The 18,519-nt window shown below is 62.9% G+C and carries 19 protein-coding genes and 1 pseudogene; 7 read left to right on the top strand and 13 right to left on the bottom strand.

Going from position 1 to position 18,519, the window contains the following annotated elements:
- The first annotated feature begins 97 nt into the window (after positions 1-97).
- Positions 98-1,198 carry an NAD(P)/FAD-dependent oxidoreductase gene (locus ABIE33_RS14660; protein WP_429126094.1) on the top strand — a complete coding sequence of 367 codons (1,101 nt, stop codon included), beginning with the start codon at positions 98-100 and terminating at the stop codon, positions 1,196-1,198.
- Between the two features lie 13 nt (positions 1,199-1,211).
- Here the strand turns inward: ABIE33_RS14660 and ABIE33_RS14655 are convergent, their stop codons facing one another.
- Positions 1,212-2,690, bottom strand: a complete 1,479-nt coding sequence (locus ABIE33_RS14655) for a PLP-dependent aminotransferase family protein (protein ID WP_429126092.1) — start codon at positions 2,688-2,690, stop codon at positions 1,212-1,214.
- 74 nt (positions 2,691-2,764) lie between these two features.
- On the opposite strand from ABIE33_RS14655, the gene ABIE33_RS14650 reads away from it, so the two are divergent.
- The gene (locus tag ABIE33_RS14650; RefSeq protein ID WP_429126091.1) at positions 2,765-3,403 is read left to right on the top strand and encodes an FMN-binding negative transcriptional regulator; all 639 of its coding nucleotides are present in this window, start codon (positions 2,765-2,767) and stop codon (positions 3,401-3,403) included.
- Between the two features lie 9 nt (positions 3,404-3,412).
- Positions 3,413-4,000: a GNAT family N-acetyltransferase gene (locus tag ABIE33_RS14645; RefSeq protein ID WP_429126089.1), complete on the top strand. Its 588-nt coding sequence runs from the start codon at positions 3,413-3,415 to the stop codon at positions 3,998-4,000.
- Between the two features lie 70 nt (positions 4,001-4,070).
- Here ABIE33_RS14645 and ABIE33_RS14640 read toward each other — a convergent pair whose 3' ends face one another.
- Complete coding sequence (locus ABIE33_RS14640; protein WP_429126087.1) at positions 4,071-4,457, bottom strand: YciI family protein; 387 nt, start codon at positions 4,455-4,457, stop codon at positions 4,071-4,073.
- Between the two features lie 103 nt (positions 4,458-4,560).
- On the bottom strand, positions 4,561-4,758 hold the full coding sequence (locus tag ABIE33_RS14635; RefSeq protein WP_429126085.1) for a hypothetical protein: 198 nt from the start codon (positions 4,756-4,758) through the stop codon (positions 4,561-4,563).
- 153 nt (positions 4,759-4,911) lie between these two features.
- Here ABIE33_RS14635 and ABIE33_RS14630 point away from each other — a divergent pair, with 153 nt between their 5' ends.
- Positions 4,912-5,091 carry a hypothetical protein gene (locus ABIE33_RS14630; protein WP_429126083.1) on the top strand — a complete coding sequence of 60 codons (180 nt, stop codon included), beginning with the start codon at positions 4,912-4,914 and terminating at the stop codon, positions 5,089-5,091.
- 140 nt (positions 5,092-5,231) lie between these two features.
- Here ABIE33_RS14630 and ABIE33_RS14625 read toward each other — a convergent pair whose 3' ends face one another.
- Positions 5,232-6,083: an alpha/beta fold hydrolase gene (locus tag ABIE33_RS14625; RefSeq protein WP_429126406.1), complete on the bottom strand. Its 852-nt coding sequence runs from the start codon at positions 6,081-6,083 to the stop codon at positions 5,232-5,234.
- Positions 6,084-6,476: 393 nt separating this feature from the next.
- Between ABIE33_RS14625 and ABIE33_RS14620 the strand changes: the two are divergent.
- Positions 6,477-6,569 (top strand): annotated as a pseudogene (locus tag ABIE33_RS14620) (heme-binding protein); the annotation flags it as partial.
- Between the two features lie 229 nt (positions 6,570-6,798).
- Here ABIE33_RS14620 and ABIE33_RS14615 read toward each other — a convergent pair.
- From ABIE33_RS14615 to ABIE33_RS14580, 8 genes are all read right to left on the bottom strand, one after another.
- Positions 6,799-7,476: an RraA family protein gene (locus ABIE33_RS14615; protein ID WP_429126082.1), complete on the bottom strand. Its 678-nt coding sequence runs from the start codon at positions 7,474-7,476 to the stop codon at positions 6,799-6,801.
- 122 nt (positions 7,477-7,598) lie between these two features.
- Positions 7,599-8,627 (bottom strand): hydroxyacid dehydrogenase, encoded by a 1,029-nt coding sequence (locus tag ABIE33_RS14610; protein ID WP_429126080.1) that lies wholly within the window; start codon positions 8,625-8,627, stop codon positions 7,599-7,601.
- A gap of 46 nt (positions 8,628-8,673) precedes the next feature.
- Positions 8,674-9,522 (bottom strand): HpcH/HpaI aldolase/citrate lyase family protein, encoded by an 849-nt coding sequence (locus tag ABIE33_RS14605; RefSeq protein WP_429126078.1) that lies wholly within the window; start codon positions 9,520-9,522, stop codon positions 8,674-8,676.
- Complete coding sequence (locus tag ABIE33_RS14600) at positions 9,519-10,733, bottom strand: CaiB/BaiF CoA transferase family protein (RefSeq protein ID WP_429126077.1); 1,215 nt, start codon at positions 10,731-10,733, stop codon at positions 9,519-9,521. The genes ABIE33_RS14605 and ABIE33_RS14600 overlap by 4 nt, the downstream gene beginning before the upstream one ends.
- A 22-nt stretch (positions 10,734-10,755) precedes the next feature.
- Complete coding sequence (locus tag ABIE33_RS14595; RefSeq protein ID WP_429126075.1) at positions 10,756-11,835, bottom strand: ABC transporter ATP-binding protein; 1,080 nt, start codon at positions 11,833-11,835, stop codon at positions 10,756-10,758.
- Positions 11,828-13,546: an ABC transporter permease gene (locus ABIE33_RS14590; RefSeq protein WP_429126073.1), complete on the bottom strand. Its 1,719-nt coding sequence runs from the start codon at positions 13,544-13,546 to the stop codon at positions 11,828-11,830. Before ABIE33_RS14590 ends, ABIE33_RS14595 begins: the two co-directional genes overlap by 8 nt.
- A gap of 129 nt (positions 13,547-13,675) precedes the next feature.
- A complete protein-coding gene (locus ABIE33_RS14585) occupies positions 13,676-14,788 on the bottom strand; it encodes an ABC transporter substrate-binding protein (RefSeq protein WP_429126071.1) in 1,113 nt (370 codons plus the stop codon).
- Entirely contained in the window at positions 14,788-15,552 is a 765-nt protein-coding gene (locus tag ABIE33_RS14580) for an IclR family transcriptional regulator (RefSeq protein ID WP_429126069.1), read from the bottom strand. Before ABIE33_RS14580 ends, ABIE33_RS14585 begins: the two co-directional genes overlap by 1 nt.
- A gap of 353 nt (positions 15,553-15,905) precedes the next feature.
- On the opposite strand from ABIE33_RS14580, the gene ABIE33_RS14575 reads away from it, so the two are divergent.
- A complete protein-coding gene (locus tag ABIE33_RS14575; RefSeq protein WP_429126067.1) occupies positions 15,906-16,091 on the top strand; it encodes a hypothetical protein in 186 nt (61 codons plus the stop codon).
- Positions 16,092-16,213: 122 nt separating this feature from the next.
- Here the strand turns inward: ABIE33_RS14575 and ABIE33_RS14570 are convergent, their stop codons facing one another.
- A complete protein-coding gene (locus ABIE33_RS14570; protein ID WP_429126065.1) occupies positions 16,214-16,942 on the bottom strand; it encodes a GNAT family N-acetyltransferase in 729 nt (242 codons plus the stop codon).
- Between the two features lie 244 nt (positions 16,943-17,186).
- On the opposite strand from ABIE33_RS14570, the gene ABIE33_RS14565 reads away from it, so the two are divergent.
- Entirely contained in the window at positions 17,187-18,470 is a 1,284-nt protein-coding gene (locus tag ABIE33_RS14565; RefSeq protein ID WP_429126063.1) for an MFS transporter, read from the top strand.
- The last annotated feature ends 49 nt before the right edge of the window (positions 18,471-18,519 follow it).

The raw sequence follows: 18,519 nt of genomic DNA, 5'->3' as shown, positions 1-18,519 counted from the left end.
GTGCTGCCTGATGCATGCTGTCATTCCTGTGCTACTGCATCGTCTGGCAGCGTCCTTGACGCGCCCTGTTTGCCCCGCGGCGCTGTAGAGGTCAGCCATGTCAGTTGAGCAAGTGGAATGCATTGTCGCAGGAGCCGGGGTCATCGGGCTGGCCGTCGCTCGTGCGCTTGCGCAGGCCGGCCGCGAGGTGATCATCGTCGAGGCGGCGGATCGCATTGGCAGCGAGACCTCGTCGCGCAACAGCGAAGTGATCCACGCCGGGATCTACTATCCGGCGGACAGCCTGATGGCGCGCCTGTGCGTCGAAGGTCGGGCCCTGCTCTATGCCTATTGCCGTCAACGCGGCATCCCTCATCGGCAGTGCGGAAAGCTGATCGTGGCGACCTCGGCCCCCGAATTGGAGCAACTGCCTGATATCGCGGCGCGGGCGGCGCGGAATGGTGTGCCGGATCTCCGGCAAATCTCGGCCGCGGATGCCCGCGTCCTCGAACCGGCCCTTGCCACCACCGGCGCGCTGCTGTCGCCGTCGACGGGCATCATCGACAGCCACGCCTACATGATGTCGCTGCTCGGTGATGCGGAGAATGCCGGCGCGGTTCTCGCACTCAACAGTCCCGTTGAACGGGGCAAGGTGACCGACAGCGGCATCGTCGTCGATGTCGGCGGCGCCGAGCCGATGAGCCTTGCCTGCCGCCTGTTCGTCAACGCCGCCGGCCTTGCCGCACCGAAGCTGGCGCGTCTTCTTGAGGGCATGCCTCTCGCGCTCGTGCCGAAGGAATATTATGCCAAGGGAGATTATTTCGCGCATGTCGGCAAGGCGCCGTTCTCGCGGCTGATCTACCCCGTTCCGGTCAAGGGTGGGCTCGGTATCCATCTGACCATCGATATGGCCGGCCAGGGTCGCTTCGGTCCCGATATCGAGTGGGTCGACACATTGAACTACGACGTCGATCCGGCGAAGACCGCATCGTTCTACGCCGGTGTCCGCCGCTATTTTCCTGACCTGAAGGACGGCGCGCTCGTGCCGGCCTATTCCGGTATCCGGCCGAAGATCGTACCGCCGAAGGTGGCAAGCCAGGACTTCGTCGTGCAAGGGCCAAGCGTGCACGGCGTGCCCGGACTGGTCAACCTGTTCGGCATCGAGTCGCCCGGCCTCACCGCGTCTCTGGCGCTGGCCAAGCTTGTGGCCGAAATCTAGCCGTTGGCGCCGCTCAACCGTCGTTTGAGCCGCATGACAGCTCGGCAAATCCGTGGACGGCCGACGCCAGCCTTTCCGTTCCCCGGCGCAGTTCGTCTGGCGTAAGCGAGGCATAGCCGAGCACCATGCCGGCCCGGTCCGGCTTGCGTTCAAGATAGAGCGGCGAGACGGGGTAGATACCAATTCCCGCAGCCCGGGCGGTTTCGATCAGCTCCGCCTCGTATTGTGCACCGATTTCCTGGAACCAGACGACGACATGCAGGCCGGCCGATGTGCCAACGATTTCTATCCGTTCGCCGAAGTATGAGGTCAGAGCAGTGATCAGGGCGGCACGCCGCTCTGCGTTGGACCGGCGCATCTTGCGGACATGCCGTTCGTATGAGCCTGCTTCCAAGAGGATCGCGAGCGCCTCCTGCTCAAGGCTGGGGCTATGACGGTCGGCGATCTGCTTGCATCGCGTGAAGACGTCGATCAACGGCCGGGGAACGACGAGATAACCCAGCCTGAGGGCCGGCGAGAGCGTCTTCGAAACCGTGCCGACATAGATGACCCGGTCATGATCCGATTGAAACAGCGGCGGTATCGGCTTCACGTCATAGCGGTACTCGCCGTCGTAGTCGTCCTCGATGATATAGGCTCCGACCGCATAAGCCCATTGCAGCAACGCATCCCGCCTGCTCTGGGGCAAGACGCCACCGAGTGGAAACTGGTGGCTCGGCGTCACGTAGGCCAGAGCCGATTTCCCCTGGTGCGGCAGGTCCTCGACGAGAAGGCCAGCGTTGTCGCAGGAAACTGGAACGATTTCAGCACCTGCAGCGGCCATGACGTTGCGTGCCATGGCATAACACGGCTCTTCGACGATGACGCGATCACCGCTATCGACGAGAACGCGGGCGCAGAGATCCAGTGCTTGCTGTGAGCCGGAAACGACGACGATCTGACCGGCATCGCAGCGGATGCCGCGTACACGCCAGAGATAGCCCTGGAGCTGTTGTTTCAGGGCGGCGGAGCCGGCAGGATGCTCGTAGGAAAGGCTGTCGCGGCGGCGCAGCAGCGCGGCATTCATCGCCCGCCGCCACAAAAGCGTGGGAAAGTCGGCGGCGGCAATATCGCCATAGCGAAAATCGAACTCCAGTGCCGACCGCCTCCCGGCATAGTGGATCGGAAGTTCCATCAGCCGGGCGGCATAATCCGACATCGGCCATTCCAGACGATGCTCAGCCTGTCGCCGGTGCCGTGCTCCTGGCCCGGCCATATCCGAGACGATCGACGCCGAGCCCTGGTGACTGATCACGTAGCCCTCGGAGACGAGTTGGTCGAAAGCGGCCGTCACCGTCGTGCGCGATACACCGAGCTCCTCGGCGAGCGCCCTGCTCGATGGCAGCCGGTCGCCGGGCGCATAGACACCGGCACCGATCTGCTCGCGTAGATCGAGGTAAATACGGCGGGCAGCGCCCGTGCGTCCCGATCTCCCGCCATTCAACTGGCCCAATAAAAATCTCCAAAACTGGACGTTTATTTTGTGCCAGTTAACGCCGATGCTGCGTTGAGTTCAAGGAGAGTTCGATGTACACGCCGCCAGCTTTTGTGGTCGACGACACCAGCGAAATACACGCGATGATGCGGGCATGCCGCATCGCCAATTTCATTACAGCGACGGCGCACGGCCCTGTGGCTACACCGCTACCGATGTTGCTCGACGCAGAGGAAGGTGAAAGCGGCACACTTTACGCACATCTCGCCCGGCCCAATCCGCAGTGGCAAACGCCCGTGATCGGCGATGGTCTGGCCGTGTTCATGGGTCCCGACGCCTACATCACTCCGGCCTGGTATGCTGCGAAAGCCGAGCATGGAAAGGTGGTTCCGACATGGAATTACACATCCGTCCAGGCAAAAGGCCCGGTCGAGTTCTTCGATGATCCGGCCCGGCTGCTCGATGTCGTCAAGCGGCTGACCGATCTACACGAGGGGACGGCCGCGAAACCGTGGGCCGTCGGCGACGCCCCTGAGGCGTATATCGTAGCGCAATTGCGCGGCATCGTCGGAATTCGAATGCCGATCACGCTTCTGGCAGGCAAGCGCAAGCTGAGCCAGAACCGTCCCGAGCCGGACCGGGTGGGCGTCAGGAACGGCCTTTCGGAAAGCCGTCGCGATTTCGACCGCGCGATTGCGGCCATGATCCCCGTTCCATCCTCTTCATCGTGAGACAGAAGTATGTTCAGGAATGATTTCGATCCACAGCCGGCATTGAGCGGCGAAGCCATCCTCCTCCGGCCGCTGCGGCCGGACGACCTTGAGGGGCTGTACTCTGCCGCAAGTCATCCCGAGGTCTGGGCAGGGCACCCGGCAACGGATCGCTACAAGCGGGAAAAGTTCGAGCCCTATTTCGCGCTGCTGCTTGCAAGCGCGGCAACGCTCGTGGCCGTCGATCGGCAAAAAGACAAGATCATCGGATGTTCCCGCTATTACGTCGCCCCCGACATGCCGGACAGCATCTCGATCGGCTTCACTTTCCTTGATAATGCCTATTGGGGCGGCGGCACCAATTTCGAGCTGAAACGGCTGATGCTCGGTCATGCCTTTCGCGCCTATCCGGATGTCTGGTTTCATATTGCGCCGACAAACATTCGCTCGCAAAAGGCGACCGCCAAGCTCGGTGCGGCGCATGTCTATGATGCGACACTGGACCTGTCGGGCACGCCGTCGCCGTGGATGTGCTTCCGGCTGCGGCAGGATGATTGGAATGGCGTCGTCGCCGCTGCCGCTCCGTCATCGAAAAGGTTGGAACCGGCGGCCAAATAGGGCAGACCGGCAGGCACTGACGGCAGGGCTTCCTAGATTGGAAAGCCCTGTTTGCATTGTAAGTCATGACTTACAAATAATCTTGCTTGAAATCCAGGGATGTGCCGGGAAGGTAAAGCGAAATTGGCCGGATTTCGTAGGTGGCCGTCGGGTTGGCGCGACGCAGCTCACGGGCCGCAGTAACGGCCGCCTCAAGCGTTGGAAAATCCACGACGTAGAAGCCGAGCAGTTGCTCCTTGGTTTCGGCAAAGGGGCCATCGATGACCGTGCCCTCGCCTTTGCCTCGCAGTGTCACCGCACGCTGGGTGGGGCCAAGCCGCGCGGCGGGGCCCAAGGATTTTTCGCGCACGAGGCGGTCATTGACCTGGAGCAGTTCGGTCATCAACGCGGCATCCTCCTGCTCGGTCCAGGATTCGACCACTCCTTCTTCGTGATAGGCGAGGATGGCGTAGTACATCAAACATCTCCCTTGCGCGTTCGCGGTCTTCGCCCAGCCAAACAACTATAAGGACGTGTTTGGTAAGCTTCGCCGCGAATATATGGCCGGATCGGCGCGCAGACTATGGGCGTGCACGTTTTAGTCGAAGGAACGGTTCGAGGCTGTCGACAAGTTCGCAGAGCAGCGTGAGGTCGAAATGGCCCTTCGATCCGAACGTCATCTGAACTGTCGCGGCGCCGTCCATGCCGGAATCCCCAGACAGGTCCGCGATTTCGGCCAGCGATCTGATCGTCACCGGCCCGACCAGACCAAACGTCAACGATTTCCGCGCAGTGCCCATCGAATCAGGAGACTCGGCGTGAAAGGCGCTCACGCTTCAACAAACTGTCGCACGGGACGCGTATCGGAGACTGCGAAGCAATTTTGACGTCCGCGCCCGCCCATGACGGCGCCGACGTTTGATGGGTATGACATGCGCACATCTCGAATACTGGCCGGATTGATCGAAAGACACGACGAACTGGAGCTCAAGCTCGATTTTCTCGAGTGCACCAGCACCGCTCTCAGCGATGACGGCACTCTCACCGAGTTGCGACACACGCTCAAGGAAATCAGGCGAGATATTGCCCGCAACAGAACCCGTTGTCGCTGACGTCTGTTGGCGCCGACGCCGTGGCTGGCTCCCGACTTTGGCTATTTAAAAAATGAACACGAGATAGCGTGGAATGCAGAGCGTTTCGTTCCGCCCTGCGTGTCTGTGATGTGGATGGCTGATGGTGGGGTGCCCTTCGCCTATTCGGTGTGCTTTACGATAGCCGGAATGATGATACCCCAATCGTCCCTGTGGAGCTCATGGCCGCCGCCGGTGATCGCGATAAATTCGGAACCCGGCACGGCATCGGCAATCGCCAGCCCATGCTCGACCGAGAAGATCGGGTCGGTGGTGCCGTGGAACACCAGCAGCGGCGCCTCGAGCGATTTGAGTTTGCCTTTGACGGTGCCGCCGCCCTGAAGCATGAAGTGGTTCGTGGCGGAGAGCAGGCCGGCCGAGCGATCATAATCCCGCTCGACGAAGGCACGGATCCAGTCCGCGTCATGGGCGTGCGCGGTGCTTGCAACGATGCGGGCATCCTTGGCCATGAAGTCGATCACTTGGGCCCGGTCCGACCAGTCAAGGCTTTCGGCTGCGGCGGCATGTTCCATATAGGCAGCACTTATCGGCGGTAGCTCAAGTTCGAGGCCGATCGGCGTGGTGCTGACAAGGGTCAGCGACGACACCCGTTCCGGGGCTGACAAAGCCAGGATCTGGGCGATCATGCCGCCGAGCGACATGCCGACGACGTGAGCCGACGCAACGCCATAGGCGTCGAGCACGGCAACCGCGTCGCCGGCCATGTCCTCCATCGAATAGGGGGGATTGCCAGGGGCATATTTGGTGGAAAGCCCGGTGTCGCGGTTGTCATAGCGAATGACGTAGCGGCCACGCTCCGCCAGCTTGCGGCAGAATTCGTCGGGCCACCACAGCATCGAGGCCATCGCCCCCATGATCAAAAGCACCGGCGGCGCGGAGGGATCGCCAAAGGTCCCCGTGGCGATGGTGACGCCATTGCCGCCTACGACATTCTTGGATGCTTCCTCGGCCATGGCCTTGCTCCTCGCTGTTGCACCAGTGGCGGCCAAGGCTGCTGCGACGAGCAGGAACTGGCGCCGGCTTGCGATGTAGGTATCTAGCGTGCTTTTCATCTTCGTCTCCCCCGCGACATCTAACGTCGGCATCGGCAGACACTATGGGACCGGATCTCGTCGCTCGAGAGAGGAATTGGACAAAATCGGGGCATTCGTGCCACCGTAATGTACGTCGTGGCGCCGCGGTGAGGTTCATGGCGCAGTTCTTGTTCGGTCGCGTCTAGACCGGCGGGTTCCCGAGAATGACCAAAGGGCTCTGATGGCGGAGGAATGCGCGGTCACTGCCCTTGTCGAGAGCCTGCCACCGCACCAAACGGTCAAGGGTAAGCAGGGTCAATGATCGCACGCGCCGGCGCGCTCGGCCTCACCGGCGGTGCGTTTGACGATGACGAGGCTTGCGCCGTCGCCGGCATAGAGGCCGCAGGCTCCGTCACCGACGCCGGGGTGTTTGGCCGACGATCGGCAGGCGGCAACCTTGAGCGCTGCGTTGTTGGAGCGGTCGGGCAGCTATCGTCGTAAAACGAGCGGATGGGAACCCGGCTGTTTGTTTCTCTACGCTCACGGCCGATCAGCCGGGCGAACTCTTTCGCTGACAGTTGCTTGCCCCCCCCTTTGCCGAAAACTGCCTTGCGAACCAGGTCAGTGGCTGGTCCCCGCCTGTTGATCGAGCAGGCTAGTCGACCAGGGCGCAGCCCAGCCGCTGAAGTTCCTGGTCCACCCAGGACCTGTCGGTCGTCCCTGAAAGCGTCGCTGCCATCTGCCTGGCTTCGGCGTCGTGTTTGGCCCGGGTTGCTTTCAAGACTGCCTCGGCATCAGCCGTCGGGACACAGACGACGCCGTCGATGTCGCCGAGCATCAGGTCGCCCGGATTGATGACCATGCCGGCGATGGAAATCTGGAAGCCGATCTCGCCCGGTCCGGTACGGTAGGGGCCGCGATGGGTGACGCCAAGCGCATAGAGCGGCAGGTGCTGGGCGCGGATGGCTTCGGCGTCGCGGATTGCACCGTTGAGAACGAAGCCGCCGACGCCGCGCTTGATCGCGTGCGCCAGCATCAGTTCGCCCATCAGCGCATTGGTCGTGTCGCCGCCGGCATCGACGACGATCACGTCGCCCGGCGCCGCCATGTCGATCGCCTTGTGCAGCATCAGGTTGTCGCCCGGGCAGGTCTTGACCGTCAGCGCCGGGCCGGCAAGCACGCCGCCGCCATGCATCGGGCGTAGCCGATCGCCGCCCGCGACAAGCCGCGACATGCTGTCGGACACGTTGGCGACGGGCAGAACGCGGAAGGCCCCGACGTACGAGGCATCGACGCGTTCCATGCTGTTTTTCACTCTGAAACCGATGGGCATGTGTTCTTCCTTGTGGAGCTTTAGCGCGTTTCCGGCTTGAACGGGGTCGCGGAAATGCACTATCTCGTTGTTTTTACGTATTTCCTGGCAGAAAACCGCTTCGCACTTTTCCTGAAGAAGCTTCAGGCGGTCACCTTGCGCAGGCCGAGACTCTGCGGTGTCGCAAGGCTGAAGGCATCCGGCGCTTGGCCGTTGAGGACGCTGATGATGTGGCGCGCCGCGATCTCGGCCATCGCTTTCGACGAGCCGTGGGTGACACCGCCGATGTGGGGTGTGGCCAGCACCAGCGGCGAGGCCCAGAGCGGGTTGTCGGAGGTCGGCGGTTCGGCAGCGAAGCTGTCGAGCGCCGCACCGGCTATACGCCTGTCACGCAGGGCGTCGGCAAGCGCGGCCTCGTCGATGATGCCGCCGCGGGCCGTGTTGACGATGAAGGACGTCGGCTTCATCAGCGCCAGACGACGGGCGTCGATGAGGTGGTGCGTCTCTGCCGTCAAGGGGCAATGCAGGCTGACGATGTCGGCGCGGGCGACAAGCTCGTCAACGTCGTCGATGGCGGCAATGTTTTCTTGTGCGAGCGTGGCCGAGGCATGCGGATCGTAGACGATCACGGTCATGCCGAGTGCGCGTGCCATGGCCGCGGTTTCGCGACCGATCGCGCCATAGCCGATGAGCCCCATGAGCGTGCCGGCGATGTCGCGTCCCATGAAGGTCGGTTTCGGCCATTGGCCGCCTTTCACCGCCGCGGTCAGCGGCCCGATCTCCTTGATCAGCGCCAGCGAAAGCGCGATCGTGTGCTCGGCGACCGCGCGCGCGTTCGAGCCCATCGAGCGCAACACCGGTATGCCGCGATCGGCCGCGCCCTGGATATCGACGTTGTCGACGCCGACGCCATGTTTGACGATGACCTTCAGCTTCGGCGATGCGGCAATGACGGTCTCGTTGATCTGGCCCTGGCGGACCATGATCGCATCGACGCCGAGATCGGCGGCGCGTGCGGCAACGACATCCGAGGCGTCATAGGGGGGAGAAAAGAAGACGTCGCAGTCATGGGCGTTGAGCAACTCGACGGCGCTCTCAGCAATTCTGTTGTGGGTCACGAGGACGCGCCATTTGCGGTTCATAGGTCTCTCGGCAGCTGGAAGGTCGGACACTCTGTTCTCCAGGATAGATGCGGGGGGCGGGCGCCGCGTGATCGGATCAGCCCGAGGAGCGCGCGAGCAATGCGCGGGCACGCGTGACGATCGGCAGGTCGACGAATTTGCCCTCGAAGGTAAATGCGCCGATCCCCGCCTGCGCGGCGGCATCGGCGGCAATGATCAGGCGGCGCGCACGGTCGAGCTCTTCCTCGGAAGGCGAAAAACCGTCGTTCAACAGGGGAACGACACTCGGGTGAATGCAGGTGGCACCGTCGAAACCGAAGTCCTTGGCTTCCTTTATGGCTGCAGCCAACACTGCCTTGTCGGCATAGTCGGCCGTGCTGCGCAGCAATCCGAATGAGAGGACGCCAGCGGCTTTCGCTGCGTAGTGGATCATCAGCTTCGGTACGCGCAGAACCTCGGGCGTCGGCTGCGCGCCCATGGATGTTGCAAGATCCTCACCACCGGCGGACAGCGCAAAGACACGCGGGCCTGCGGCGATCGGCGAGGCGTTGAGCAATCCCTTGGGATCTTCGATCAGCGGCGCAAACCGCATCGGCAGCCGGTGCGCGGCGGTTTCCAGCGGCTGCAGGTGCCCGTCGAGCTGGTGCAGAATGTCAGGCGACGACACCTTGGGAATGTAAAGCGCATATGCACCCGCCTCGCAGGCGGCGCTGGCGTCGGCCAGCATGGTGGTTTCGTCATGGGTGTTGATCCGCACGATCACCAGAGCACCGCTCTGGCCAACCATCGGCACGGTTCGAGCAAGGGCAGCCCTTGCCGCATCCTTTTCGTTCGCAGCGACAGCGTCCTCCAGGTCGATGATGATCGCGTCGGCGCCGCGTTCGTGGGCCTTGTCCAGAAAGCGGGGCGAACTGCCGGGAACATAAAGGAGGGAGCGCAGCATCATTCGGTTCTTCCCCCCATGATCAGGTCGATTTCGTCGGTCGACAGGCCGACTTCGTTGAGGACGTCGCGGGTGTTTTCGCCAAGCGCCGGTGCCGGGTTGCGCCAGACGCCGGGCGTTACCGACATCCGCGGTAGAATGTTGTGCATCGGTAGCGAACCGTGCTCGCGATCCTCCACCTCGGTGAAGACCTCGCGCTCGATGAAATGCGCGTCGCTGAAGGCGTCGGCGATGTTGTAGACCGGCCCGACTGTCGCGCCGGCCCGGCGCATGATGTCGAGCGCCTCGTCGCGCTCCCTTGTCGCAAACCACGCGCCGACAGCCTCATCGACCAGTGGCCGGTTGCGAACCCGGTCGGTATTGGTGGCAAAGCGCGGATCAGTGATCATTTCGGGCCGGTCGATGATTTCGAAGATGCGTTTGGCGACCGCCTGGGTGGAGCCGGAAAGGGCCACATATTTGCCATCGGCGCATCGGTAGACGTTGCGCGGTGATGTCGTGTTGGAACCGCTGCCGACCCGTTCCTTGATCTTGCCGGTCGTCTTGTAGATCGCGGCCTCCGGTCCGAGCACGGAGAACATCGGCTCCAGCAGCGACAGGTCGATGACCTGGCCGCGCGCCGTGCCGCGTTGCCGCGCCAAAAGCGCCATGCTGACAGCGGAAGAACCGTAGATGCCGGCGATCATGTCGGCGAGCGCCAGGGGCGGCAGCACCGGTTCGCGATCGGGAAAACCGGTGCGGGCGGCAAAGCCGCTCATCGCTTCCACCAGCGTGCCGAACCCCGGCAGGGTGGCGTAAGGGCCGGTCTGGCCGAAGCCGGAAATGCGCACGATGACCAGATCTGGATTGCGGGCGAGCAGTGTGTCCGGCGCCATGCCCATCTCCTCGAGCGTACCCGGGCGGAAGTTCTCGATGAACACATCGGCCGTGTCGAGCAGCTTGAGCATGGCGTCCATCGCCGCCGGTTCGCGAAGGTTGAGCATGACCGAACGTTTGTTGCGGCCATAGGTCTTCCAGTAGAGCGAGCTTCCGCCGTCGCGCCAGTCGCGCAAGGGATCGCCGACCGGCGGCTCGACCTTGATGACGTCGGCGCCGAAATCGCCGAGCTGCAGCGACAGCATGTTGCCGGCGACCAACCGCGAAAGATCGACGACGCGAATGCCGGCAAGCGGCCCTTTCGCGTCAGCGTCGAAGCTTATGGGTTCCTTTGTCATGACGTTCTCCGCGCTCACGGGCTCAGGCCTGCGGCCGGGATTGCGCGGCAAACAGCGTCGAGGCTTCCGGCGGCACGTAGACGAAGACATGTTTGTCGGCGACCTCACGTGCGGTCTGGACGCGGAAAGTGCTGCCCGCACCTGTCAGCTCGTACTGATAGACGGAGCCGAGATAGGAGCCGCCCTGGACGGTTGCCTGCACGACGTTCTCGCCGGCGCTTCCGACGATTTGCAGCCGTTCCGGACGCACGGCAATGACGACGTTCTTGTCCGCACCGTTCCTGCCGGCGTTTGCCTTGATCACCGTGCCGTCTTCGAGGCGAACATTGGCAATGCCCGCCGCACGATCGACCACGGTGCCTGTCAGGAAGTTGGAGGAGCCGATGAAGTCGGCGACGAAGGCATCGGCCGGCGTTTCATAGATCTCCTTCGGCGTGCCGAGCTGACGGATACGCCCCGTGTCCATCACCGCAATGCGGTCGGAAACGGCAAGCGCTTCCGCCTGATCGTGCGTGACGTAAACGGTCGTGACGCCGAGCCGCTCCTGCAACTCGCGCAACCAGACGCGGGCGCGTTCGCGCAGCTTTGCATCGAGATTGGATAGCGGCTCGTCGAGCAAGAGCAGACCAGGGCGATAGACGAGTGCCCGGGCAAGCGCCACGCGCTGCTGCTGGCCGCCGGAAAGTTCGAAAGGATAACGCTCCGCGAACTTGGCCATCTCGACAAGTTCAAGCGCTTCCTTGATGCGCTTGTCCTGCTCGGCGCGGCCGATCTTGCGCAGTTTCAGCGGGAAGGCGAGGTTTTCCGCCACCGACATATGCGGCCAAAGCGCGTAGCTTTGAAAGACCAGCCCGATGTTGCGCTGTTCAGGTGGCACCACCGTTCCGGACTTGCCGTCGAAGAGCACGCGATCGCCCATGCGGATTGCACCCGACGTCGCGTGGTTGAGCCCGGAGATTGCAAACAGCGTCGTCGACTTGCCGCAGCCGGAAGGGCCGAGCAATGTCAGGAATTCGCCCTTCGGGATGGTGAGCGAGACGTCGCTGACGGCCTTGTAGGAGCCGTAGTTGATGGACAGATTGTCGAGGATGAGATCAGCCATAGATCTTGGCTCCCAGCAGACGGCGCGCCATGAAGACGAAGAAGGCCGTGATGATGACTTGGATGGTTGCGAGGGCAGAAACGGGACCGTTGTCGCCCTGGGCATAGAGCTGCAGCATGGTCGAGCCGATGATTTCGGATCCCGGCTGGTAGAGGAAAACCGCCGTCACATACTCCTTGAAGAAGTGGATGAAGAGCAGCGCGAAGCTTGAAAACAGTGCCGGCTTCAACAGCGGCAGGACGATGCGGGTGACCGTCGTCCACCAGTCGGCGCCGGAAATGCGCGAGGCGCGGTCAAGCTCTTCGCCGATCTGCGACAGCGCCGGCGCGATCGCACCGAAACCGATCGGGATGTAACGCACGACAAAGGCGGCGATCAGAATCCAGATCGTGCCGCGGATCATGTCGAGGCCCGGCACCCAGACAACCGCATAGAAGAAGCCGAGGCCGGCGATGATGCCGGGCAGCGAGCGCGGGAACAGCGCGACATACTCCAGTGCCCGGCGGAAGCGGAATTCGGAGCGCTTGGCGACAAGCGCGATGAGCACGACGCAGGCGGTGCCGATGATGCCACCGAGGAAGGAGATGACCACGGAATTGAGGATCGCCCTGACATAGCCCGGCTGGTTGAAGATCAGCTCGAAGTTGGCAAAGGTCAGCAGTTTCCAGAACGGGACCAACGGCGTCAGGAAGCTGACGCTTGCGCGCATGAAAATGCCGGCGAAGACGGCGACGATGGTGAAGAGCACATAGGCAGCGACGGCCGCAAAGGCGATCCAGCGCCAGTGTCCGAGATCGACGAGCGAGGGGCGGGAGGCCTTGCCGCGCACCGTCACGAAGCGACCGCTGTCCTTCATCAACCGGCCCTGCAGCCAGACGAGCAGGCCGACGATCAAAAGCAGCATGACCGCGCCGGCGCCGACGATGCCGTAGTCGGATTGCACCGCGGCATTGATGCCCTGGTCGTAGAGGAAGGTCGTCACCGTGTGAATGCCGCTCGGGCCGCCGAAGACCAGCGGGATCGCCAGCATCTCGATGCCAATGACGAAGTTCAGCACCGCGGAATAAACCATTGCCGGCCGCATCATCGGAACGGTGATGCTGATCAGTGCGCGCATGGGGCTGGCGCCTGCCGAACGGGCGGCGTCCTCGAGCTGTGCGTCGGCCTTGGTGACAGCACCGATGCACATGAGGTAGGCAAGCGGCGCCTGGCTAAGCCCGGCAACGATGCTCATGCCGGTCAGGCTGTAAAGGTTCCACGGGCTGAGCCCGGTGCTGGCCTTGAAGGCGAGGGTGATATAGCCCGACGGGCCGTACATGGTGAACCAGCCGAAAGCCATGACGAGGTTGCTGACGAAAAGCGGCCAGATCAGGATCTCGCCGATCCATTTGCGCCCGGGCAGATTGGTGCGGCCGACGATGACGGCCATGACCGAGCCGAAGAGTTGGGCGACGACCATCGTGACGACGGCGAAGAAGAGCGTGTTGAGCACGATCTTGCCCATGCCCGCCTCGGTGAACAGGCGAACGAAGTTGCCCGCAGTGACGACGGCGTCGGGCTTGTAGAGCGGCCGATCGAGAAACGCCTGGAGAATGATGGGTGCAATCGGCCCGATCACCAGGATCGTGGTCAGGATGCTTACGGCCCAAAAGGTGATGGTCGACCGGTCACGCGTGGCGCTCGGTGCCGACCCTGCTGAGAGCTCGGTCATGGCAATAGTCCTCGAAAGCCGTCTGCAAACGCGAAAAGACGGTCGCCAGGCTTCGTAGAGTTGAAAATGAGAGCAGGGGGAACCGCCGGCTGACCGTATCGCGGCAGACGGTTCCCGAGCCGAAGCTCGTTAGTTGCCGGCCATCGCGGCGGTCCACTTGGTGGCAAAACCCCCAGCGTCATCGATGAGCGCCTTGTCGAAGCCGACGGCGATCAGATTTTCCATGCCCACCTTGGCGGCGATCGCCTGATAGGTGTAGCGAACCTCGGCTTCGTCGACGTCCTCGCGGTAAGGGGTCAGTCCGCCCTTGCCGACCTGGGTCTGGCCCTTCTGGCTGAGGAGGTAGTCGACGAAAAGCTTCGCCGAGTTCGGGTTGGCCGCTTCGCTCGGAATGCCGAGGCCGCGAAGCATGACCGGGGTGCCGTCATCGGGGAAGGCAAAGCCGAGGATCTCGCCGCCGGGCTGCTCCAGGCGGGGGAAGATGGTGATGCCGGAGACAGCGATGCCGACGAGATATTCGCCGGTGGCGATCTTTTCGTTCATCGGGCCGCCGGAGACTTCGCCGCGGATCATCGGGCCGATTTCGCGCAATCCCTTCCAGCCGTCGTCGCCCTTGACCTGCAGGGTCTTCCACCAGGCAGCAAGACCGAAGGAGTTGCGAGCGGCATCATAGGTGGTGATCTTGCCGTCGAACGTCGCCTTGTCGGCTGCGGCCGCCTTGACGAGCGAGGCGAAGCCGGTCGGGCGCTGACCCTCCGGCAGCAGGGCGGCGTTATAGGTGATGACGAGCGGGTCCGCCGACATCACGTAGATGCCCGGGTAAGGATTGGCGAAGCCCGGCAGGCGTTCGGTTTCCGGGCTCGGATAGTCGAGCATGCGCGCTTCGCTGCCATAGCGTGCCCAGCGGTCGTTTGCGCCCGAAACCAGGACATCGGCGGTGCGCGCCCCGCTGCCGGCCTCGGCTTCCCAGCGGGTGTGCACGGTGCCGGAGCCGAGGTCGAGCGTCTCGATCTTGATCCAGGGATAGAGTTCGTTGAAGCCCTTGATGACAGGCTGCCAGTTGTTGTCGGCCATGTTGGAGTAGACGACGAGTCCTGCTTCCTTGCGCGACGCTTCGACGATCTGGCCGTAATCGGCCGGATAGTAGTCAGGCAGCTTCGGTTCCTGGGCGAAGGCGCTGGTTGAGAACGTCGCCGATGCGGCAAGCAGCCAACCGGCAAGCTCTCTCTTCAAATAGGACATCAATTCCTCCCGTGGGTTTTCCCATTTTTGAATATGCGTCGCGAAAGCTCCTCACTTGCGCGACGCGCGGCCTCGACCGTCGCCTTGGTGACGCGGTCGAGGTTGTTGGCGATCCGCTCGCGCGGACCGGAAATGTTGACGACGGCGACGATGCGGCCATCGGGATCTCGGATCGGTGCCGCAACGCCGGCAGCACCCTCGACCCGGCCGTAGAGATTGGCGACATAGCCGTCCCGGCGCCCGGCGCTCACGCGCTCGGCAATGGCTTCGGGGTCGTCTTCGTCAGGGACGGATCGGCCGAGATAGGTTTCGAGCTCCTGATCCGTGAGGCCGGACAGCAGCATCAGCCCGCTTGCGACGTAGTGCGCGACACGCTGGGTGGCGATATCGCGGTCATAGCGGATCTCGCGCATGGGCAGGATCTTATTGAGATAGCGAACCTGCCGGTCGTCCGTCAGCACGGCGATGAAGCCGGTCTCCTCGATCGCCGCGACCGTTTCGCGAAGGAGCGGCTCGGCCACCCGCAAGATCGTACCCCAGCCGCTGTTTGCTTCCGATGGCTCGCCGGGCAGCCGGATCAGCAGGTAGCGGCCGTCGGTCTGGCGGGCGACGTACCGGGCCTCGACCAGGGTGCGCAGCAGAAGCAGCGTGCTGCTCTTCGGCAGGGAAAGAGCCTGCACGACCTCGGCGAGCGAGACGGCCTCGCTGCGCGACGCCAGCCACTCGATCAGGTCCAAAATTCGTTCCGCGCCCCGGCCGCTCATCGCGATTTTTCCCTTGTTCAATATACTGAACGTGTGCTATATAATGAACTTACCGAGCGCGGCTGCCCTTGTCAAGGTGCGGCCAGTGCTGTCGTTTCGTGCGGGCTTTGCTGTTCGCTAGAGAGCGTCTGCATGCAGAAGGAGAGTTCCGGCTTCTCGAGGCGATTGCGGAGTTGGGAGGTTCTGGTTCATCCGATCACACCGAAACGTCATTTCAGACCGCAACAAATCTTGAATCGTCTGATCAAACGCTCGCCTCCATTGGCGGGCACGCTCCCACCGTGTCCGGTCTCAGATCGTGCCTCTTCAGGTGCGTGAACGACCTGGGCAGTGTTCGAATGAGGAGTGAACATATGCATAAGTCAAAGCTTAACTCGACAGCCCGTACGATCACCGAGCCCGGCTACAAGCCGGTAGCCCTGCCGGCGGTGCGTGCCGCCCACCTGATGCTGAAAAGCAGAAGCGATGCCGAGGTGCGCCACGCCCAGCGAAAGGCGACCATGCGCATCGTCAACCAGTTCGATCGCGACACCGACTGACGAGCGGGCGCCCGCTTCGCTCGGACGTCTCCCGAAGGCGGGATGCGCATCGTCGCAGGAGCGGTAAGTAATCCGGCGATATTGAGAGTGGGGGCCGGCAGCCGTTGAGCGACGGCAGTCGCTCAATTCGCGGATGTAGGGGAAATCACCTCCCACTTTCCAAACAGGGCCAAGCCCGCCGCCTTGGCAAGCGCCGCGGAGGCCTGGTTGTCGAGCTGGCATCGGTACTGGGGCTCGAAGCCCTGTTCGTAGGCATACCTGCTAATCGCGCGGACGACGTTGCGCGCGTGGCCTTTTCCTCTGAAAGACGGGAGCGTCAGGACGCCTGTGTCGGCAATCTGTGCATCCTCCCAAGGATACATGCTGGCGGCACAGACCAGGCGACCCTGCTCGAAAGCACCGAACACCGCCCAGTGAACCAATTCCACATAGGCGTCCTCCAGATCCTGCTCCGACGCGGCATCCTCGAAGGCGGCAAAGGCCGCTTCGTCTCGCGCCGTCAGCAGTCGCAAATCGCTCGTCAGCTTGTCACGCATCAGCGAACTCCTCGCCGCTTCAGGGAAGTAGAATACATAGTCGGCGCCGTGCACCGTGACCGATGCTTCGTCCAGTATCCGGCGAAAGGCCGGCTCTGTGAGGTCCGGTCGCCTTGCGAGGTTCAGGCGATCGGCGAGTTCAGCCGTCAGCACCGCCATCGTTTGGCCGTCGGTGGCTTCCAGCATCATCACCCTGTTTTCATCGCTTAAATCGGGGTTCACCGAGACAGTAAAGCTGTCGTCGCGATGGAGGACAACTCCGCCCAGGAAGGTTCTCCGCCAGAACTCGGTTATTTCTTGTGCAAACACAGACATAAGTCCCTTCAAATTGGTTGGTCGCACGCCGATGCGGACAGTGGCTGATTCAAGCGAGGTCAGGCACCTGCTTGACGGCAGAAATAGCATGTGCGAATAATAGATCAAGTAATCGGTTAATTAATTTAAGTGGCTAGATCCCGCCCGGTCATGCGCAATCTTGCCCGGCCTCCAACACCAAGTGCGATCCGATGCAAGCCTTTGTCAGGCAAGACCAACTCCGTCTCCGCCCGATGGCGGCCGCATGAAAGGCTATCCCATTCGCATCCGCCGGCGGCTGCCGGTCTTGGGCAGCGTCATGGCAGGCGCATTCTCGACGCTCGGAAATGCGGTTGCCATGGTGGCTCTGCCATGGTTCGTGTTGACGCTGACCGGAAGCGCGTTGTGGACCGGTATCGCGGCTGCGGCGGGCGTTTTGCCGATGATTGCCGGCTCGCTGTTTGGCGGCGGCCTTGTCGATCGCTTCGGCCCACGCTGGATCGCGTTCACGGGCGATTTCACAAGCGCGCTCGCGGTCGCAGCCGTGCCGCTTCTCTATCATCTGGAAATGCTCGGAATCGGCACGCTCGTCGTCTTGATCGCCATCGGTGCGGCAATGGACGGCCCGGCATCGATCGCCGCCGAAAGCCGCCATCCGGAGCTGGCGCGTCTCGCCGGGTTCCGGCTGGAGCGGGTCAAGGCCGTCGATGAACTGACCGAGAGCGCCGGCGTGCTGGTAGGCCCGGCGCTTGCGGGTGTGATGATCGCGCTGGTCGGCGTCGAGGACACACTGTGGCTGACCGCGGCATGTTCACTCGCAGCGGCCATACTCGACGTCATCTCCCTGCCGACGCGCCGCAAATCGGTTGGAGCCGAGGATGTTGCCATCGGTCTGGGCGGCGCATTGGAAGCCGTCCGGTTTCTGCTGCGCGATCCGCTGCTACGCAGTCTGATCATGCTCGGAACACTGTTCGGCATCGTCTTCGGTGCGATGGAGGCCGTCATCATGCCGGCCTTCTTCAAGGCAACAGGGCAAGGCGCGATGAGCCTCGGCCTGTTCCTGTCGGCAACCGGCGGCGGCGCCATCGTCGGCACGCTTGCCTATGCCGCCTGGGGACACCGGCTTTCCGGACGTGGCATCCTGATCTTCGGCTGCGCTGTCGAGGCGCTCGCCATCCTCGTGCTCGCATTCGCGCCCCCGGCTTCGGTGCTGATTGCCGCCGGTGGCATGGCCGGATTTGCAACCGGGCCGATCGGTCCGATTGTCGCGACAGCCGCTCTTCGCCGCGTGCCGGTCAAACTGCGCGGACGGGTGCTGGGGGCGGCGGATGCGCTGGAACTGTCGGCAATCCCGCTGGCCATAATTCTCGCCGGTGGAGCCGTCGAAGTCTTCGGGGCGCAGCGCCTGCTTTTCGGGTGCGCAGTTGCCTTGGCGGCCACGACGCTGCTTGCTTTGTTTCTTCCGGGACTGCGACAGCTCGACATCAGACGAACCGGGAGTGCTGCAAGTTCTTCCACAGGCGACGAAGTCGTTCGTGCGAAGGAGTAGGCACCCCGGAAAGCGCCTTTGCGGGTGCACGGCCAAAAGGCAGGTCTTG

Source organism: Ensifer sp. 4252 (assembly GCF_050434565.1).
Lineage (GTDB): Bacteria > Pseudomonadota > Alphaproteobacteria > Rhizobiales > Rhizobiaceae > Ensifer.
This window is presented reverse-complemented; position numbering and strand designations above follow the sequence as displayed.

What these genes read in the sequence shown, in the direction of transcription:
- ABIE33_RS14565 (WP_429126063.1), top strand. Translation starts at nt 17,187, where the DNA reads ATGAAAGGCTATCCCATTCGCATCCGCCGGCGGCTGCCGGTCTTGGGC.
- ABIE33_RS14570 (WP_429126065.1), bottom strand. Translation starts at nt 16,942, where the DNA reads ATGTCTGTGTTTGCACAAGAAATAACCGAGTTCTGGCGGAGAACCTTC.
- ABIE33_RS14640 (WP_429126087.1), bottom strand. Translation starts at nt 4,457, where the DNA reads ATGTACTACGCCATCCTCGCCTATCACGAAGAAGGAGTGGTCGAATCC.
- ABIE33_RS14605 (WP_429126078.1), bottom strand. Translation starts at nt 9,522, where the DNA reads ATGATGCTGCGCTCCCTCCTTTATGTTCCCGGCAGTTCGCCCCGCTTT.
- ABIE33_RS14585 (WP_429126071.1), bottom strand. Translation starts at nt 14,788, where the DNA reads ATGTCCTATTTGAAGAGAGAGCTTGCCGGTTGGCTGCTTGCCGCATCG.
- ABIE33_RS14595 (WP_429126075.1), bottom strand. Translation starts at nt 11,835, where the DNA reads ATGGCTGATCTCATCCTCGACAATCTGTCCATCAACTACGGCTCCTAC.
- ABIE33_RS14575 (WP_429126067.1), top strand. Translation starts at nt 15,906, where the DNA reads ATGCATAAGTCAAAGCTTAACTCGACAGCCCGTACGATCACCGAGCCC.
- ABIE33_RS14580 (WP_429126069.1), bottom strand. Translation starts at nt 15,552, where the DNA reads ATGAGCGGCCGGGGCGCGGAACGAATTTTGGACCTGATCGAGTGGCTG.
- ABIE33_RS14625 (WP_429126406.1), bottom strand. Translation starts at nt 6,083, where the DNA reads ATGGCCGAGGAAGCATCCAAGAATGTCGTAGGCGGCAATGGCGTCACC.
- ABIE33_RS14600 (WP_429126077.1), bottom strand. Translation starts at nt 10,733, where the DNA reads ATGACAAAGGAACCCATAAGCTTCGACGCTGACGCGAAAGGGCCGCTT.
- ABIE33_RS14645 (WP_429126089.1), top strand. Translation starts at nt 3,413, where the DNA reads ATGTTCAGGAATGATTTCGATCCACAGCCGGCATTGAGCGGCGAAGCC.
- ABIE33_RS14660 (WP_429126094.1), top strand. Translation starts at nt 98, where the DNA reads ATGTCAGTTGAGCAAGTGGAATGCATTGTCGCAGGAGCCGGGGTCATC.
- ABIE33_RS14590 (WP_429126073.1), bottom strand. Translation starts at nt 13,546, where the DNA reads ATGACCGAGCTCTCAGCAGGGTCGGCACCGAGCGCCACGCGTGACCGG.
- ABIE33_RS14650 (WP_429126091.1), top strand. Translation starts at nt 2,765, where the DNA reads ATGTACACGCCGCCAGCTTTTGTGGTCGACGACACCAGCGAAATACAC.
- ABIE33_RS14630 (WP_429126083.1), top strand. Translation starts at nt 4,912, where the DNA reads ATGCGCACATCTCGAATACTGGCCGGATTGATCGAAAGACACGACGAA.
- ABIE33_RS14615 (WP_429126082.1), bottom strand. Translation starts at nt 7,476, where the DNA reads ATGCCCATCGGTTTCAGAGTGAAAAACAGCATGGAACGCGTCGATGCC.